Source organism: Amycolatopsis sp. NPDC051373, from assembly GCF_040689465.1.
In the GTDB taxonomy this organism is placed as follows: Bacteria; Actinomycetota; Actinomycetes; order Mycobacteriales; family Pseudonocardiaceae; genus Amycolatopsis.
This window is the reverse complement of the sequence record NZ_JBFBAE010000006.1, coordinates 140,975-157,155: the sequence shown is the minus strand read 5'-3', so window position 1 is coordinate 157,155 and position 16,181 is coordinate 140,975. Positions and strand designations below refer to the sequence as shown.

Sequence of the window (16,181 nt, the reverse complement as noted above, 5' to 3'; positions counted from 1 at the left end):
GCTGGAAAGCAGACGCGGGGACGCGGCTGTCGCGCGCCGTCGGTGGCGGTGTGCCACCGCGTCGAGCACGCCAGGACCAGGCTCCCGCGAGGCAGGGTTGGCATGGCGTTCACACTGATCGAGTCCGTCCAGGGCTGTCGTCGGGCAGTGAATGCACCACAGCTCGTCTTTCTTGCCTGCGCGGGTGCCCAGTTCGACAACGGCCGGCTCGTCGCACGGCGGGGAGAGGCGGTGCCCACGTGAGCACTCCAGCCGACCCGACCGGCAGCACACGTCAGTGGCCCGCGGACACGTTGACCGCGCTGCGACTCGGCCAGCGACTGGTCGCCGAGCTGCCGGTCTCCCAACCCGGTCGGCGGGCGTTCGTCGACATCACCCCGCGCATGACCACGGCGGACACCGAAGCCCGCAACCGAGGTTGGAAACGAGCCGACCACGCCCGCACCTTCACACTCCAGCACTGGGACTACGCCGCTGACCGTCTCGACGGCTTCGACTACGACGTCGGAGCGATCCTGGTCAAGGCCTCGACCGTCGCCGGTGAGCTGGATTTGACCGCCACCCTCGCAGCGTGGCACTTGCATCCCGACCAGTTCGGCTATCCCTGGCGAACCGACGACCCGCAGTAGCCAACGTCGGCAAAGTGGTCCAGACGAAAAAAGCCCCCGCCGAAGCGGGGGCTTTCTTCAAGAGGACTGAACCTCACTCACCAGCAGAATCTTCGGGCTCAGACCCGTTCTTCGCCTTCGGGTCCACCGCCTTCGGGGACCGCCCGTTGCGCGAGCTGCGTCGCGGCTGACGCGGCGCCGGAGCCGGCGGGGCGATCTGCTGCACGGCCGGCCCGCCACCGAGCATCAGCTCGGCGAAGGTGGCCATGGCCTCGTCCAGCTGGCCACCGATCCGTCGCACGGACTCGTCGTTCGAGCGGCGCACCAGGGAGTCGACGGAGTCAGTGTCGGGCTGCTTGGCGAGCGTGCCCTCGACCTTGGAAAGGCCGGACTTGATGGAGCCGTCCAGGTCGCCCAGCTGGGAGACGAAGCCGTCTTCGACCTTGTCCAGGCGGTTGCCCAGGTCGTCGAGGCGCTGGGTGACCGTGTCGAGGCGGTTGACCAGACCTTCGAGGCGCTCGGAGGCGTCGACCATTTCGCCGGTCTCCGTGATGGCGGTGCGCAGCGCGTCGGCGGTGCTGTCGAAGCGCTCGCGAGTGGCGCGGTCGAGCTCGTCGACGCGGGTGCGCAGCTCGTGGTCGGCCGTCTCGATGCGTTCGCGCAGGGTGGCCTCCGCGAGCTCGATGCGCTCGCGCACCGGGGCCTGCGTGGTCTGCGGGATCGAGTCGAGCTTGGCGTCCTGCTTGTCCAGGTGGCCGCCCAGCTCGTCGAGCCGGCGGTGAATGTTCTGCAGCTTGTCCTCGAGCCCGTCCATCCGGCCCGCGACGCCCTCGAAGCGCGCGGCGACGCCGTCGAGCCGGCCGTCGAGCTGCGCGAACGGCTTGGCCAGCTTGTCGACGATGCTCTCGACCGCGTGGGTGATCGCGGCGATCGCGTTGTCCTGGGCCTCCAGCCGCGTCATGGCCTCGTCGAGGCGCTCCGCGATCACGCCGACCTCGGTGCGGTCGGGCATCTCGGACAGCCGCTTGCGAACGGCGCCCAGCGAGTCGACCGGGGCGAGCCGGGCGTAGATGTCGTCCAGCGCGTCGAAGATCTGCTGCTGTTCGCTCTCGCGCACTTCGGCCGCGCGCACCAGCATGTTGCGCATCCGGTCGAAGGACGGAGCGGCAATGTGGTTGTCAGTGGTCACTGCTGTGTCCTTCGTCGGCGGGGAAATGGAAGGGACGTGGCACGAAGCTTATCCAGTGAAAAATTGCTGTGCGTATGGGCCCTGCTTAGACGGGATAACGGTGGCGTTACCCGGATGGCCGATTCCTTCCTTGATCGTCAAAGCTGAGGGTTGCCTCGACGCTGAGAGTTACCGCCATGTAGGGGAATGACAACGAGACTACCGTTGGTGCATGTCAGACGTAACCCCGCTCGACGCAGCGACCCTGCTCCGAGCCCCCAAGGTCCTGCTGCACGACCACCTGGACGGCGGCCTTCGCCCGGCCACCGTCGTCGAGCTCGCCGAAGCGACGGGCTACGACGCTCTGCCGACCACCGACGTCGCGGCCCTCGGCCGCTGGTTCCGCGAAGCCGCCGACTCCGGCTCGCTCGTGTCCTACCTGGAGACGTTCGCCCACACCTGCGGCGTGATGCAGACCGAGGAAGCGCTGGTCAGGGTTGCGGCCGAGGCTGTGGAAGACCTCGCGGCCGACGGCGTGGTCTACGCCGAGCTGCGCTACGCGCCCGAACTGTTCGTCGAACGCGGCCTGTCACTCGATGCGGTGGTCGAGGCGGTCCAGACCGGTCTCGACGAGGGAACACAGCGCGTGGCCGCCGCGGGCGGTGCGATCAAGGTCCGCACGTTGCTCTGCGCGATGCGTCAGCACGCCCGCGCCCTCGAGATCGCCGAGCTGGCGGTGCGCCACCGCGACGGCGGCGTGGCGGGCTTCGACATCGCCGGCCCCGAGGACGGCTTTCCGCCGACCCGAAATCTCGACGCATTTGAATATCTGCGTCAGAACAACGCGCATTTCACGATTCACGCGGGCGAGGCATTCGGCTTGCCGTCCATTTGGGAGGCCATCCAGTATTGCGGCGCCGAACGGCTCGGCCACGGTGTCCGGATAGTCGAGGACATCAAGACCGATTCGGACGGAACGGTCCACCTTGGACGGTTGGCGAGCTACGTTCGGGACCGCCGCATACCCCTGGAGATCTGCCCGACGTCGAACGTGCAGACGGGCACCGTCGCGTCGTTCGCCGAGCACCCGATCGCCCAGCTCGCCCGGCTGCACTTCCGGGTCACGGTGAACACCGACAACCGGCTGATGAGCGGATGCACGATGACCAGTGAATTCACCGCTCTGGCGACCACGTTCGGGTTCGGTCTTGATGATCTTCGCTGGTTCACGATCAATGCCATGAAATCCGCGTTCCTCGATTTCGACGCCCGGTTGTCGCTGATCAACGACGTGATCAAGCCCGGGTACGCCGCTCTGGCCTGACTCCCGACGCTTCCGGACGTGACCGCTTCCTTGGCGGTTGCGTTCGCTAGCATGCCCAACTAAAGTTCAGAATGTAGGAACTAATTCTCAATATATGAGACGGCGGTAAAGATGTCGCAGGTCGCGGCCGGTGAGTCGATACGCGAAAAGCCCAGTTCTCGACGGTGGCTCATTCTCGCGCTCGGCCTCGCCGCGCAGACCGCGAGCTGTTCCTTCCTCTACGGGCTGCCCTTTTTGATCCCTGCGATGCGCGCCGCCGACGACCTGACGCTCGCCGAGGCCGGCACCGTCGTCGCCGCGCCGAGCATCGGCCTGCTGCTCACCCTGATCGTGTGGGGCGCGGCTGCGGACCGTTACGGAGAGCGCCTGATCATGGCCCTCGGACTGGGCGGTTCGGGGTTACTCCTGGTGTACGCCGCACTGTGGCATCACCCGGTCGGGCTGCTCTTCGGCGTGTTCCTTGTTGCCGGAGCGTGCACGGCTTCGGTCAACGCGGCGAGCGGCCGCGTCGTGATGGGCTGGTTCTCGAAGTCCGAACGCGGCATGGCGATGGGCATCCGGCAGACGGCGCAGCCGCTGGGTGTCGGCGTGGCCGCGCTGGGCCTGCCGCCGCTGGCCGCGCGCTGGGGGTTCCAGGCCGCGATGCTGCTGCCGGCCGTGCTCGGGATCGTGGTCGCGCTGCTGGTCGCGCTGTTCGTGGCCGACCCGCCGCGGCCGCCGCGCCCCGCTGCCGGCGCTTCGAAGCCGCCTTCGCCATACCGCAAGCCGTGGCTGTGGCGTGTGCACGGCGCGAGCGCGCTGCTGGTCGTGCCTCAGTTCACGGTGTCGGCGTTCGCGCCGGTCTACCTCGTGTCGCAGCAGCACTGGAGCCCGTCGGGCGCCGGCGTGTTCCTCGCGGTGGCCCAGGTGCTCGGCGCGGCGGGCCGGCTGGGATCGGGCTACTGGTCCGACCGCGTCGGCAGCCGCCTTCGCCCGATGCGCCAGCTCGCGGTGGCCGGCGTGGTCGTAATGCTGCTCGTGGCCCTCGGCGACGTGACGTGGCTGTGGCTCGTGCTGATCGCCCTCGTCCTCGCCGCGATCATCACGGTCGCCGACAACGGCCTCGGCTTCACCGCCTCCGCCGAGCTCGCCGGCGTCGCCTGGTCCGGCCGCGCGATGGCCACCCAGAACACCGCGCAGAACATCGCCGGGGCCCTCACGCCGCCCCTGCTCGGCCTCGTCATCGGTGACAGCCGCTACGCGCTGGCGTTCTGCCTCGTCGCGATCTTCCCCGCGCTGGCCATCGCCGTGGTCCCGGTCCGCGCGGAAGCTGAGATGGCCCACTGACCGGGACGCGGTCCGAAGTCGAGAGCACTCTCGACTTCGGGGCGACAACGCCGAGCGAAGGGACCGCTGATGCCCACACCGCAACGCACCCGTGGCTTGACGCCCTCGCTGTCCTTCGGCGGACCGATGAGCGGGACGAGCCCGGCACACCTTGTGGTTGGGGACCGCTGGTTGCCCACACAGTGGCCGGGTTGTGGACAGCTCAGCCCGCCCTCGCCCCTCAGGAGGCCGGGATTGTCTGCCGGGGTCTGCCCGAGGCCCACAACGAAGAAGGCCACCCACCGGGAATCCCCAGCGGATGGCCTTCCTCAAACCAAAGAGGTTCAGACCACCGTCAGGCGGTTCTCGAACGACTCCACCAGCTTGCGCCACGCGCTCTGCTCGGTGTCGAACGGCGCGCTCGGCTCCAGGCGCGTCGGGTCGGGGCGCAGGACGAACGAGACCAGCCAGCCGAGGCTTTCGTTCTGCGACAGCGCCGTCTCGACGGAGTCGTCCTCGGCCCAGTCGGCGGCGTCGGTGATGAGCTCGACCGCCAGCTCCAGCTGGTTGGGGTCGATGGACTCGACGCCCTCGGCGATGTCGTCGTCGAGGCCGGTGAGCACGTAGGTGTTCTCGGCGTCGATGTCGATCTCGAGGTCGTCCGCCGCCGCCTTCGTGAGCACGTCGTCCCAAGTGGACACGTCGGCGAGGTCGGTGTCGGCCACGTCCTTGCCGTCCTTGAGGGCGGCGAGCAGGGCCTTCTCGGAGGAGAAGACGTCGATCTCGCCCTCGCTGCCGAGGAAGATCGGCTTGTCGTCGAGGTAGCAGCGCAGCGTGTAGTACTCGGCGCCGGCCGTGACGATCTTGATCGGGTCGATGCCGACCTCACCCCAGAAGCCGACCGGCTCGTCGTCCTCCTCCTCGTCGGAGTCGGGCGCGTCCACGGCTTCGAGGTCCTCCGGCTGCGCGACCTCGGCCTCGGCCGACTCCTCGTGGAACGCCGCCAGCTCCTCGGCGGTCTGCTCCAGCACGGCGGCGTCGACCTCGGGCACGGTCACGAGGTTGTCGATCGCGTCGAGCACGATGTCCCACTTCTCGGACACGGCCTTCGACAGGTCGTTCCACAGGGCCTCGCCCTCGCGGCCGGTGAACGGCAGCCGGCCCTGCTCCAAGAGCGAGAAGCCCTCATACGCGTCGAGGACCTCGTGCACCTCTTCGAGCTCGCAGACGTCGGCGAGCGAGCGGACGATGCCGACGATCTCCGCGAGCTCCGCGATCGTCCACGAGTCGGGCTCCTCGGCGACCAGCTCGGGCACGCCGACGAGGTCGTAGGAGTGGTCGTCGTCCGGGATCAGCTCGGGCACGTTGAGTGCCGGCACCGCGTCCCACGCCGGGTGGTCGAGCAGGTCGTGCTGGTCGGACGTGCGCACGAAGGCGGCCAGGTGAGCGGCGTCCGGGAAGGCGTACAGGTCGTCCTCGTCGCCGAGGAACGCTTCCCACTCCTCGCCGTCCTCCCGCCACCGCGGAGCCCACAGGGTGACGACGTCGCCCTGCGGCAGCCCGAGCTCGATCGGGATGATGTCCTGTGCCATGCCTGAACCCTCCGGAGTAACGCCCGTGTACGCGCGCGTGCCCGGAAGTATCCCCCGGTCGGTGCGCGGTACCGCGAAGCCTACGGGTTGAGGCAAGCACCCGCGATCGCCCCTGCGGAACCGGCGGCCCGGGGATGGCACGATGGGCAGCGCGATGACACTCACAGACCTCCTGCCAGCGGATCCCGACGCCGACTCCCTGTTCGAAGCCTTCTCCACCTGGACGGCCGAGCGGGGTATCCAGCTGTACCCGGCCCAGGAGGAGGCGCTGATCGAGGTCGTCTCGGGCGCCAACGTGATCCTCTCGACGCCCACCGGCTCCGGGAAGAGCCTCGTGGCCGTCGGCGCCCACTTCACGGCGCTCGCCCACGGCCGCCGCAGCTACTACACCGCGCCGATCAAGGCGCTGGTCTCGGAGAAGTTCTTCCAGCTCATCGAGATCTTCGGCGCCGACAAGGTCGGCATGATGACCGGCGACTCCAGCGTGAACGCGGACGCGCCGATCATCTGCTGCACCGCGGAAATCTTGGCGAACATCGCGTTGCGCTTCGGTGCCGACGCGCCCGTGGGCCAGGTGATCGCCGACGAGTTCCACTTCTACTCCGAGCCCGACCGCGGCTGGGCGTGGCAGGTCCCGATCATCGAGCTGACGGGCGCGCAGTTCGTGCTCATGTCGGCCACTTTGGGTGACGTCACGTTCTTCCAGAAGGACCTCACCCGCCGCACCGGCCGCTCGACGGCGGTCGTCACGTCGGCGGAGCGGCCGGTGCCGCTGACCTTCCGCTACGCGCTCACGCCGATCCACGAGACCATGTCCGAGCTGCTCCACGGCGGCCAGGCGCCCGTCTACGTCGTGCATTTTTCCCAGGCCGCGGCCATCGAGCGGGCGCAGACGTTGATGAGCATCAACGTGACGACGAAGGCCGAAAAGGACGCGATCGCCGACCTCATCGGCGACTTCCGCTTCTCCGCGGGCTTCGGCAAGACGCTCTCGCGGCTCGTGCGCCACGGGATCGGCGTGCACCACGCGGGCATGCTGCCGAAGTACCGGCGCCTGGTCGAGACGCTCGCGCAGTCCGGGCTGCTCAAGGTGATCTGCGGGACGGACACGCTCGGCGTCGGCATCAACGTGCCCATCCGCACGGTCGTGTTCTCCGCCCTGACCAAGTACGACGGCGTGCGCCAGCGCCACCTGAAGGCGCGCGAGTTCCACCAGATCGCCGGCCGCGCGGGTCGCGCCGGGTACGACACCGACGGGTACGTGGTCGTCGAGGCGCCCGACCACGTCGTGGAGAACGCGAAGGCTCTGGAGAAGGCGGGCGACGACCCCAAGAAGAGGAAGAAGATCGTCCGGAAGAAGGCGCCGGAGGGGTTCGTCAACTGGACGGAGAGCACGTTCGACCGCCTGATCGCGGCCGACCCCGAGCCGTTGACCTCGAGTTTCCAGGTCAGCCACTCGATGCTGCTGAACGTGATCTCCCGGCCGGGCAACGCGTTCGACCACATGCGCCACCTGCTGGAGGACAACCACTCCGACCGCCCGGCGCAGCGCAAGCTGATCCTGCGGGCGATCGCCATTTACCGGGCGTTGCTGGCCGCGGGTGTCGTCGAGCGTCTGTCCACCCCGGACGCTGATGGCCGGATCGTGCGGCTGACGGTGGATCTGCAGTTCGACTTCGCTTTGAACCAGCCGTTGTCGCCGTTCGCATTGGCGGCGGTGGAGTTGCTGGATGTGGAATCGCCTTCGTACGCGCTCGATGTCGTGACCATTGTGGAATCCACTGTGGACGACCCGCGGCCCGTGCTGTCGCAGCAGCAGTTCAAGGCCCGCGGCGAGGCCGTGCAGGCGATGAAGGCCGAGGGTATCGAGTACGACGAGCGTATGGAGCTGCTCGAGGCGGTGACGTACCCGAAGCCGTTGGAGGAGCTGCTTTCCGCGGCGTACTCCAGCTACCGCCAGGGTCACCCGTGGGTCGCGGACTACGAGCTGTCCCCGAAGTCCGTGGTGCGCGACATGTACGAGCGCGCGATGAACTTCGTGGAGTACATCGGCTTCTACCAGTTGGCGCGCTCCGAGGGCCTGGTGCTGCGGTACCTGGCGGACACGTACGACGCTCTGCGCCACACCGTCCCGGACGAGGCGAAGACCGAGGCGCTGCAGGACCTCATCGAATGGCTGGGCGAGCTCGTCCGCCAGGTCGACTCCAGCCTGCTCGACGAGTGGGAAGCGTTGCGGCATCCGTCTGCGGACGGTTCTCCTTTGGAGCGCCCGCCCTCCGAACCACCCGCGGTCACCCGCAACGAACGCGCCTTCCGCGTCCTGGTGCGCAACGAGCTCTTCCGCCGCGTCGAACTCGCCGCCCGCCGCAACTACTACGCCCTTGGCGAGCTCGACGCCGCCGCCGGCTGGGACGCGGACGCCTGGGAAGACGCCATCGAGGACTACTTCGACGAGCACGATTCCCTGGGCATCGGCCCCGACGCCCGCGGGCCCGCGTTGCTGCTCATCGAGAAGGAACCCGACGTGTGGCGCGTCCGTCAGATCTTCGACGACCCCGCAGGTGACCACGACTGGGGCATCAGCGCAGAGGCCGACCTGCGCGCCTCGGACGAGATCGGCTCGGCCGTCGTGCGCATCACGGACGTCAACCAACTCTGACGACGCGCGTCCGTTTGAGTGAGGTTTGTCCAAGTGGCCGTGGGGCTCCGCGGCGCGCCCTAGCGTTGGGCGGGCCGAGTAGGAGGAGGGAACCATGGTGGAGGACAAGAACGACAGCGGTGGTGACGTCGAGGCCAAGCCGGCCGGCGGCGGGGATGTGGAGGCGAAGCCGGCGAGTGGCGGCGACGTCGAGGCCAAGCCCGCGAGCGGCGGAGACGTCGAGTGAAAGAGCGGCAGCGTCAGGCCACGGCCAGGCGCTGCCGCCGCCCGCTGAGCAGGACGATGAGCATCACCAGGGACAGCGCGGGCAACGGGTAGCCCAGCACCAGACCCACGGTGGTGTCGAGAACCGGCGCGACGATCGCCGCCACGAACACCCACGTGGGCGCCGTCGCGGGTTTCGCGGCGGGGGACCAGGGCGTGCGGGACCACGGCTTCGCCACGGAAATCCACGCCTGCACGGCCAATCCACCCGCCATGAGCCCCGCGCCGGCAGCTTGTTGCCACGTCGGGGTGGCCGTCGCGGCGGCGTTCTCGAGGGCGGGTGACAGCAGGAAGATCCCGGCGTACAGCTGCACCAGCGTGAGCCCGAACTTCACGAGCACCCACCAATGCCGGAAGAACCCCCAGGCCGTCGCCCCCGCGAGCACCAATCCGGTGAACGCGGCGGCGTTCGCCATGGGTGCCAGCAACGCCGTGTCCAGGTGCCGCGCCATGTTCATCGCGGCGGCGCGCGTGGCCGCGTCGCCCTGGAGCGCCACGAGCGTCAGCGTCATGAGCCCGAACGCCTGGCTCATCCACGCGATCGACGACACCGCGTGCAGCCACACCACCGCCTGCCGCCACCGCGGCGAAACCCGAGTCACGGCAGTAACAATCGCCTGGACACCGCTGCGGGCACATCCGGTGAACACCCTGAGATCACCCCGAGACGAACGCCCGGGCGAAGACATCGCCGGCCCGAACGTGCCAATGCCTGAAGACTTCGTCACAAACCCCGCCCCGGCCGGACAAACGCGGGTTACCGTCGCCCTCACACCTGAGAGAGGCGAGCCATGGTCGATTGGGCCGGATTCATCCCCGCCGCGGTCCTGGTGTCGCTCATCCCGGGCGCCAACCAGCTGCTGGGCCTGCGCAACGCCGCCCGCTACGGCATCGGCTACGCCATGGCCGGCATCGGCGGCAGGTTCGCGGCGTTCGTGGTTTTGATCGCCCTCGTCGCGGCCGGGCTGGGGACGCTGCTGGCCGCGTCCGCCGAGCTGCTCACGATCCTCAAGTGGATCGGCGTCGCCTACCTGCTGTGGCTCGGCATCAGCAGCATCCTCAAGGCCCGCCGCGAGATGAGCCAGACGCAGGATCCGCCGAAGAGCAAGAACCTGCGAGCCGTAGTGGTCAACGAGTTCGCTGTCGCCATCAGCAACCCCAAGGCGCTGCTGCTCTTCGCCGCCCTCCTGCCGCAGTTCACCACGACCGGCACGCCTCAAGCGCTCGCCGAGCTGGGCGCCGCCTACCTCGGGGTGGAGCTCGTCGTCGGTCTCGCCTACGTGCTGGTGGGCCGCGCCATCGGCGTCGCCGGCGTCAAGGCCAAGACCCAGCAGAAGGTCGACGCCGGCTCGGGCATCTGCTTCGTCATCCTCGCCGGCGTGCTCGCGGTCGACAGCTCACTCTGACAGAGGCCGCTTCTTCGCCAGCTCCAGCAACGGCACCGCGGCCGCCGCGTCCGTGATGAGCGTCGGCCCGACGTGATGCCACCGCACTTCACGACAGTCGGGAGCGACTCGCCTTCGCCGACCTCGACGCCCGAGCGGCGTGCTCGCGTTGGCCGCTCAAACTTGCAGCGCGCCCGAGGGCCGCGGCGAGCCGGGCCACATCCTCGCGGTCGACAGCTCACTCTGACAGAGGTCGCTTCTCCGCCAGCTCCAGCAACGGCACCGCGGCTGCCGCGTCCGTGATGAGCGTCGACACCATGCCGGACCTCAGCACGGCGTCCACCGCGGCCGCCTTCGGTTCGCTGTAGCCGATCGCGATCACCTCGGGCACTGCGAGCAGCTCCTCCGTGCTGATCGCCAGGACGTGGTGCGCCAGACCCGTCGACAGAGCGTTTCCCGAAGCGTCGAACAGGCGAGCCGCGACCTCGGCCGTCGCCCCGCGGGCGGCGATGGCGGCGCGCTCGGCTTCGTCCAGGGCGTCGTACACGGTGGACTCGCCGGGTGACCAGGCGCCGATGCTCACCACGGCCTTCGTCAGCTTGCCGAACTGCCCGAAAGTCTCCGCGATGCCAGGCTGGTGGCGCAGGATCTCCGTGGTCCGCCGGTCCGGCAGCACGAGCGGGCCGAAGAGCGGATAAGCGTCGCCGCCGGAGACCGAGGTCACGCGGCTCACGGTTTCAACGGAGCGCCCGCGCATGTCCATGCCGGCCTGCACGCCGCACAACTGCACGATCGGGCAGCGCGGAAGTGTTCTGATGGCCTCGGTCATCGCGTTGACCGACCGGGCCCACGACAGCCCGATGACGTCCGTCGGGCGGGCGATCTCCTCGAGGAGGTGCGCGGCGAGCGTCCCGACCTTCTTGCGCACCACCTCGCGTGGCTCCTTCGCCGCCGCTCGTTCGAGCACCAAAGCGCGGCGAAGCCCGTACGCACGCCTGACCTCGTCGGACAGCTCCACGTCGAGCGGCGCGGGCAGCTCGAACTCCACCCTGACCAGGCCCGTTTCGCGGGCGGTGTCGAGCAGGCGCGCGACCTTGAACCGGCTCACACCGAACTCCTCGGCGATCTCCAGCTTCGAGCGGCCCTGCACGTAGAAGCGGCGGGCCATGGTGGCCAGCTCCAAGCTCTCGGTCAGCAGCGGCCGAGCCTTCTTCCTGCTCATATGAGCACCATAGCGCAGAATTCAACCCAAAAGGTTGACGAAACCCCTAGAAAACACCTGTAATGCTTCCACCAATTAGCTGCGCCACACGTTAATACCGCTCAAAAGAGCGCCCAGGAAGGGGATGAGGCATGCGTGCCGCGATCGTGGACCGGCCCGGGGAAATCCGGGTCGGCGACGTTCCCGATCCGAAGCCCGGAGAGCGCCAGGTCGTCGTGAAGGTCGGCGCCTGCGGGATCTGCGGGACCGACCTGCACATCGCCGACGGGCACTTCCCGCCGACGCCGTACCCCATCGTTCCCGGCCACGAGTTCGCCGGCGAGATCGTCGAGCTCGGCGCCGACGTGCCGCGTGAGTGGAAGATCGGCGACCGCGTGGCCGTCGACCCGTCGCTGTACTGCGGCTACTGCACGCCGTGCCGTTCCGGCCACGGCAACCTCTGCGCCAACTGGAACGCCACCGGCGACACCGTCAACGGCGCGTTCGCCGAGTACGTCGCCGTCCCGGCCGACACCTGCCACAAGATGCCCGACTCCATGACGTGGGAGCAGGGCGCGCTCGTCGAACCCGTCTCGTGCGCCGTGCACGGTGTGCGCCGCATCGGCGTCGAGGCCGGCGAACGGTTCCTCGTGGTCGGCGCCGGCACGATGGGCCTGATCATGCAGCAGCTGCTCCAGCGCGCGGGCGCCGAAGTCACGGTCGTCGACCGCAACGCGAGCCGCCTGCCGCGCGCCACCGACCTCGGCGCCACCGCCGTGGCCGAGGACGTGTCCGCTTTGGACGATGAGCTCTACGACGCCGCCGTCGACTGCACCGGCGCCGCCCCCGCCATCGAGTCGGCTTTCGACGCGTTGCGCCGCGGCGGCCGTCTGCTCGTGTTCGGCGTCGCGCCCGCCGAGGCCCGCGTGGCGCTCTCGCCCTTCCGCATCTACAACGACGAGATCACCATCGTCGGTTCCATGGCCGTGCTCAACAGCTACGCGAGCGCGCTCGACCTCGTCGCCAAGGGCTTCATCGACACTGAAGCCCTGATCACCGACACCGTGGGGCTGGAGCAGTACCCCGACGCGCTGGCCAAGATGCGCGGCGGCTCCGGCCTCAAGATCCAGGTGCTCCCCGGAGGTGGCCGTGCGTAAGCTCCTGTGGCTCCTTGCCGCGACAGCGTTGTTCGTCACGGGATGCGCCGGAGCTGGATCGTTCGGCAACGGTGGGCGGACGCTCGTCATCGCGATCGTCTCGAACCCCCAGATGAAGGACGCCATCTCGCTCTCGAGTGAGTTCGAGAAGGCGAATCCGGGCGTGCACCTCAAGTTCGTCTCCCTGCCGGAGAACGAGGCGCGCGCGAAGATCACCGCGTCCACCGCAACGCAGGGCGGCGAGTTCGACGTGGTGATGATCAGCAACTACGAGGCCCCACAGTGGGCTGCCAACGGCTGGCTCGAGAACCTCGAACCGCACATGAAGGCCACCCCGGGCTACGACGAGAACGACTTCATCCCCAGCATCCGGCAGTCGCTGTCGTATGAGAACCAGATGTACGCGGTGCCGTTCTACGGGGAATCGTCCTTTGTGGTCTACCGCAAGGACCTTTTCCAGAAGGCCGGAATCACGATGCCGGCACACCCCACGTGGCAGCAGATCGCGGACTACGCGGCGAAGCTCGACGACAAGAACGCCGGCATCGCGGGCATCTGCCTGCGCGGCAAGCCGGGCTGGGGCGAGAGCCTCGCACCGTTCACCACGGTCGCCAACACCTTCGGCGCGCAGTGGTTCGACAAGGACTGGAACGCCAAGCTCACCAGCCCGGAGTTCACGCAGGCGGCCAACTTCTACGTGAACCTCGTGCGCGACCACGGTGAGGTCGGCGCCTCCAGCGCCGGGTTCTCCGAGTGCGGCACGCGCTACGCCCAGGGCCAGGCCGCGATGTGGTACGACGCCACGTCGATGACCGGCACCACCGAAGACCCCACCAGCAGCAAGGTCGTCGGCAAGAACGGCTACGCGCCGGCCCCGGTCGAGAAGACGCAGGCCAGCGGCTGGCTCTACACGTGGGCGCTCGGGATCCCGAAGGTCGCCAAGGACTCTGGCGACGCCTGGAAGTTCATGGCGTGGATGACCGACAAGGCGTACGCGAAGAAGGTCGGCGAGACCTACGGCTGGAACCGCGTGCCGCCGGGCACGCGCCAGTCGACGTACGAGATCCCGCAGTACCGCGACGCGGCCAAGGCGTATGCCCAGCCGACACTCGACGGCATCGCCGACGCCAACCAGCAGAAGGCGATGGTGAGCCCGGTGCCCTACCCGGGCATCCAGTTCGTCGGGATCCCGGAGTTCCAGGACCTCGGCACGCGCGTGAGCCAGCAGCTCTCCGCCGCGATCGCGGGCCAGACGTCGGTGGCTGATGCGTTGGCGCAATCCCAGAAGTACGCGGCCACAGTCGGCGAGTCCTATCAGGCGGTGCAGCCATGAGTACGATTTCGGTCCCCGCCGGCACCGCGCCGGCCACCACCCGTACGACAACCACCAAGAAAGCCACGAACAAAGCCGGGAAGCGGCGGTTGCCGTTGCTGCCCGCGTTGATCTTCGTGATCGCGGTGACGCAGATTCCGTTCCTGCTCACCATCTACTACTCGTTCCAGTCGTGGAATCTGGTGCGGCCGGGTTCGTTCCACTTCGTCGGCTTCCAGAACTACGCCGACGTTTTCACCGATTCGACGTTCCTCGGCGCGCTGCTCAACACCGTGGTGCTCACCGTGGTGTGCGTGTTCCTGTCGCTGCTGATCGGGCTGGGCCTGGCGATCCTGCTGGACCGCAAGTTCGTCGGCCGCGGTTTTGTGCGCACGCTGCTGATCACGCCGTTCCTGATCCTGCCGGCCGCCGGCGCGCTGCTGTGGAAGACCACGATGTTCGACCCGACGTACGGCCTGCTGCACTTCGTGTTCGGCACCGACGTCGACTGGCTTTCGCAGTTCCCGCTCGCCGCGGTGATGGCGCAGATCATCTGGCAGTGGACGCCGTTCATGATGCTGCTGACGCTCGCCGGCCTGCAGAGCCAGCCGAAGGACGTGCTGGAGGCCGCGTCGGTCGACGGCGCGGGCCGCTGGCGCACGTTCGTGTCGATCACGCTGCCGCACTTGTCGCGGTTTCTGCAACTGGCGACGCTGCTGGGCGCGATCTACATCGTGAACAGCTTCGACGCGATCTTCCTCATGACGCAGGGCGGTCCGGGCACGGCCAGCACCAACCTGCCGTTCTACATCTACCAGCGCGCGTTCGAGGGCTTCGACATCGGCCAGTCGTCGGCGATGGGTGTGGTGGTAGTGATCATCACGATGATCGTGGCGACGTTCGCCCTGCGCCTGATGTTCCGCGCGTTCTCCGTGGACGGAGGGACGAAATGACCACGGCTGTTTCCGGGGTTTCGGGGGTTTCCGGGCGCAAGCGCCGCTACGGGGCGGGTTCGCTCACGGTCGTCACGTGGATCGTCGCGATCCTGTTCGTGTTCCCGCTGCTGTGGATGATCCTCACGGCGTTCAAACAGGAATCCGACGCCTACACGGACCCGCCGAAGCTCTTCTTCAGCCCGACGCTCGACCAGATCTCGGGGGTTCTCAAGGGCGGCTTCCTGCCGTACCTGGCGAACTCGGCGTTCGTGACCGTGGTGTCCACGCTGTTGGTGCTGCTGCTCGGCATCCCGGCGGCGTACGCCCTTTCGCTGGCGCCCGTGAAGAAGACGAAGAACGCGCTGAGCTTCTTCCTGTCCACGAAGATGCTGCCGATCGTCGCGGCCATCATCCCGCTGTACGTGATCTCCCAGAACACCAACCTGCTCGACACGGTGTGGGCGCTGATCATCCTGTACACGTCGATGAACCTGCCGCTCGCGATCTGGATGATGCGCTCGTTCTTCCTCGAGGTCCCCGGCGAGATGATCGAGGCGGCCCACATCGACGGGGCCAACCTCCCGACGCTGCTGCGCAAGATCATCATGCCGGTCGTCGCCCCGGGCATCGCCGCGACGGCTTTGATCTGCGTGATTTTCTCGTGGACGGAGTTTTTCTACGCGGTGAACCTGACGGCCGCCCGTGCTGGGACGGTGCCGGTGTTTTTGGTCGGGTTTATCACGAGTGAAGGTTTTTATTGGGCGCAGCTGTCTGCTGCTGCGCTGTTGGCTTCGCTGCCGGTGATGATCGTGGGGTGGTTCGCGCAGAACCACCTGGTGCGGGGTTTGTCGATGGGCGCGGTGAAGTAGGTTCTGTTTTTCGGGTGGCCATCCTCGTTGGTTCGGCGGTGGCCATCCCCCCGTTTGGTGGGGGTGGCCCCTTTTTTGTCGAGGCTCGGCTGGATGGGTGGGTGCGGACCGGACGGGTGTTTGCGGGCCGGAGCGGCGGCAGAAATGCGCTCAGCGCGAGCTATCCACGAGCTAAGAGCCAGACGTCGCTGGTCGGCGAGGGTGTTGCCGAAGGAGCGCGTGGCCCCGAGTTCAGTCGAAGGTTGCCCACAGGGCCGCCGAGTTGTGGACTACTCAGGGCGTTTCCGGCTTGGGCACGGGTTTGCCAGGGGGTGGCCGGTAAACTGGACATGGGACGCCCCCTCGGGAGGGTGGGGTTATGCCCGGCGGGAGACTGCCGGACGGAACGTGCCTGCTGACGGG

The 16,181-nt window shown here is 68.0% G+C and carries 14 protein-coding genes and 1 pseudogene; 11 read left to right on the top strand and 4 right to left on the bottom strand.

Annotation, left to right across the window (positions count from 1 at the left end):
- Positions 1-67: 67 nt before the first annotated feature.
- Together AB0383_RS13185 and AB0383_RS13180 are read left to right on the top strand one after the other, a co-directional pair.
- Positions 68-243 (top strand): annotated as a pseudogene (locus tag AB0383_RS13185) (IS256 family transposase); the annotation flags it as partial.
- Complete coding sequence (locus tag AB0383_RS13180) at positions 240-629, top strand: hypothetical protein (protein ID WP_366187140.1); 390 nt, start codon at positions 240-242, stop codon at positions 627-629. The pseudogene AB0383_RS13185 and the gene AB0383_RS13180, both read left to right, overlap by 4 nt.
- 73 nt (positions 630-702) lie before the next feature.
- Here AB0383_RS13180 and AB0383_RS13175 read toward each other — a convergent pair whose 3' ends face one another.
- Positions 703-1,797 (bottom strand): PA containing protein, encoded by a 1,095-nt coding sequence (locus tag AB0383_RS13175; RefSeq protein ID WP_366187138.1) that lies wholly within the window; start codon positions 1,795-1,797, stop codon positions 703-705.
- A gap of 211 nt (positions 1,798-2,008) precedes the next feature.
- Between AB0383_RS13175 and AB0383_RS13170 the strand changes: the two genes are divergently transcribed.
- Both AB0383_RS13170 and AB0383_RS13165 read left to right on the top strand, forming a co-directional pair.
- Positions 2,009-3,100, top strand: coding sequence for an adenosine deaminase (locus tag AB0383_RS13170; RefSeq protein WP_364181666.1), 1,092 nt, complete (start codon positions 2,009-2,011; stop codon positions 3,098-3,100).
- A gap of 111 nt (positions 3,101-3,211) precedes the next feature.
- Entirely contained in the window at positions 3,212-4,426 is a 1,215-nt protein-coding gene (locus AB0383_RS13165; protein ID WP_364181663.1) for an MFS transporter, read from the top strand.
- Between the two features lie 323 nt (positions 4,427-4,749).
- On the opposite strand, the gene AB0383_RS13160 is transcribed toward AB0383_RS13165, so the two are convergent.
- Positions 4,750-5,997 carry a primosomal protein gene (locus tag AB0383_RS13160; RefSeq protein ID WP_364181661.1) on the bottom strand — a complete coding sequence of 416 codons (1,248 nt, stop codon included), beginning with the start codon at positions 5,995-5,997 and terminating at the stop codon, positions 4,750-4,752.
- A 154-nt stretch (positions 5,998-6,151) separates the two neighbouring features.
- On the opposite strand from AB0383_RS13160, the gene AB0383_RS13155 reads away from it, so the two are divergent.
- Entirely contained in the window at positions 6,152-8,656 is a 2,505-nt protein-coding gene (locus AB0383_RS13155) for a DUF3516 domain-containing protein (protein ID WP_366187135.1), read from the top strand.
- A 94-nt stretch (positions 8,657-8,750) separates the two neighbouring features.
- Positions 8,751-8,882, top strand: coding sequence for a hypothetical protein (locus tag AB0383_RS13150; protein WP_366187133.1), 132 nt, complete (start codon positions 8,751-8,753; stop codon positions 8,880-8,882).
- A gap of 13 nt (positions 8,883-8,895) precedes the next feature.
- Here the strand turns inward: AB0383_RS13150 and AB0383_RS13145 are convergent, their stop codons facing one another.
- Positions 8,896-9,522, bottom strand: coding sequence for a hypothetical protein (locus tag AB0383_RS13145; RefSeq protein ID WP_366187131.1), 627 nt, complete (start codon positions 9,520-9,522; stop codon positions 8,896-8,898).
- Positions 9,523-9,711: 189 nt separating this feature from the next.
- Between AB0383_RS13145 and AB0383_RS13140 the strand changes: the two genes are divergently transcribed.
- A complete protein-coding gene (locus AB0383_RS13140; RefSeq protein WP_364181650.1) occupies positions 9,712-10,326 on the top strand; it encodes a LysE family translocator in 615 nt (204 codons plus the stop codon).
- A gap of 217 nt (positions 10,327-10,543) precedes the next feature.
- On the opposite strand, the gene AB0383_RS13135 is transcribed toward AB0383_RS13140, so the two are convergent.
- The gene (locus tag AB0383_RS13135; protein WP_366187128.1) at positions 10,544-11,527 is read right to left on the bottom strand and encodes a sugar-binding domain-containing protein; all 984 of its coding nucleotides are present in this window, start codon (positions 11,525-11,527) and stop codon (positions 10,544-10,546) included.
- Positions 11,528-11,658: 131 nt separating this feature from the next.
- On the opposite strand from AB0383_RS13135, the gene AB0383_RS13130 reads away from it, so the two are divergent.
- From AB0383_RS13130 to AB0383_RS13115, 4 genes are read left to right on the top strand one after another with little or no spacing between them, the layout of a single operon-like run.
- Positions 11,659-12,663 (top strand): zinc-dependent alcohol dehydrogenase family protein, encoded by a 1,005-nt coding sequence (locus AB0383_RS13130; RefSeq protein ID WP_364181644.1) that lies wholly within the window; start codon positions 11,659-11,661, stop codon positions 12,661-12,663.
- The gene (locus AB0383_RS13125; protein ID WP_366187126.1) at positions 12,656-13,996 is read left to right on the top strand and encodes a sugar ABC transporter substrate-binding protein; all 1,341 of its coding nucleotides are present in this window, start codon (positions 12,656-12,658) and stop codon (positions 13,994-13,996) included. Before AB0383_RS13130 ends, AB0383_RS13125 begins: the two co-directional genes overlap by 8 nt.
- Positions 13,993-14,928, top strand: a complete 936-nt coding sequence (locus tag AB0383_RS13120) for a sugar ABC transporter permease (protein WP_364181639.1) — start codon at positions 13,993-13,995, stop codon at positions 14,926-14,928. The genes AB0383_RS13125 and AB0383_RS13120 overlap by 4 nt, the downstream gene beginning before the upstream one ends.
- Complete coding sequence (locus AB0383_RS13115; RefSeq protein ID WP_366187123.1) at positions 14,925-15,779, top strand: carbohydrate ABC transporter permease; 855 nt, start codon at positions 14,925-14,927, stop codon at positions 15,777-15,779. Before AB0383_RS13120 ends, AB0383_RS13115 begins: the two co-directional genes overlap by 4 nt.
- The last annotated feature ends 402 nt before the right edge of the window (positions 15,780-16,181 follow it).

Excerpts from the sequence above, each read along its gene's own strand:
- AB0383_RS13155 (WP_366187135.1), top strand. The coding sequence starts at position 6,152 with ATGACACTCACAGACCTCCTGCCAGCGGATCCCGACGCCGACTCCCTG.
- AB0383_RS13130 (WP_364181644.1), top strand. The coding sequence starts at position 11,659 with ATGCGTGCCGCGATCGTGGACCGGCCCGGGGAAATCCGGGTCGGCGAC.
- AB0383_RS13160 (WP_364181661.1), bottom strand. The coding sequence starts at position 5,997 with ATGGCACAGGACATCATCCCGATCGAGCTCGGGCTGCCGCAGGGCGAC.
- AB0383_RS13140 (WP_364181650.1), top strand. The coding sequence starts at position 9,712 with ATGGTCGATTGGGCCGGATTCATCCCCGCCGCGGTCCTGGTGTCGCTC.
- AB0383_RS13150 (WP_366187133.1), top strand. The coding sequence starts at position 8,751 with ATGGTGGAGGACAAGAACGACAGCGGTGGTGACGTCGAGGCCAAGCCG.
- AB0383_RS13120 (WP_364181639.1), top strand. The coding sequence starts at position 13,993 with ATGAGTACGATTTCGGTCCCCGCCGGCACCGCGCCGGCCACCACCCGT.
- AB0383_RS13115 (WP_366187123.1), top strand. The coding sequence starts at position 14,925 with ATGACCACGGCTGTTTCCGGGGTTTCGGGGGTTTCCGGGCGCAAGCGC.
- AB0383_RS13135 (WP_366187128.1), bottom strand. The coding sequence starts at position 11,527 with ATGAGCAGGAAGAAGGCTCGGCCGCTGCTGACCGAGAGCTTGGAGCTG.
- AB0383_RS13170 (WP_364181666.1), top strand. The coding sequence starts at position 2,009 with ATGTCAGACGTAACCCCGCTCGACGCAGCGACCCTGCTCCGAGCCCCC.
- AB0383_RS13165 (WP_364181663.1), top strand. The coding sequence starts at position 3,212 with ATGTCGCAGGTCGCGGCCGGTGAGTCGATACGCGAAAAGCCCAGTTCT.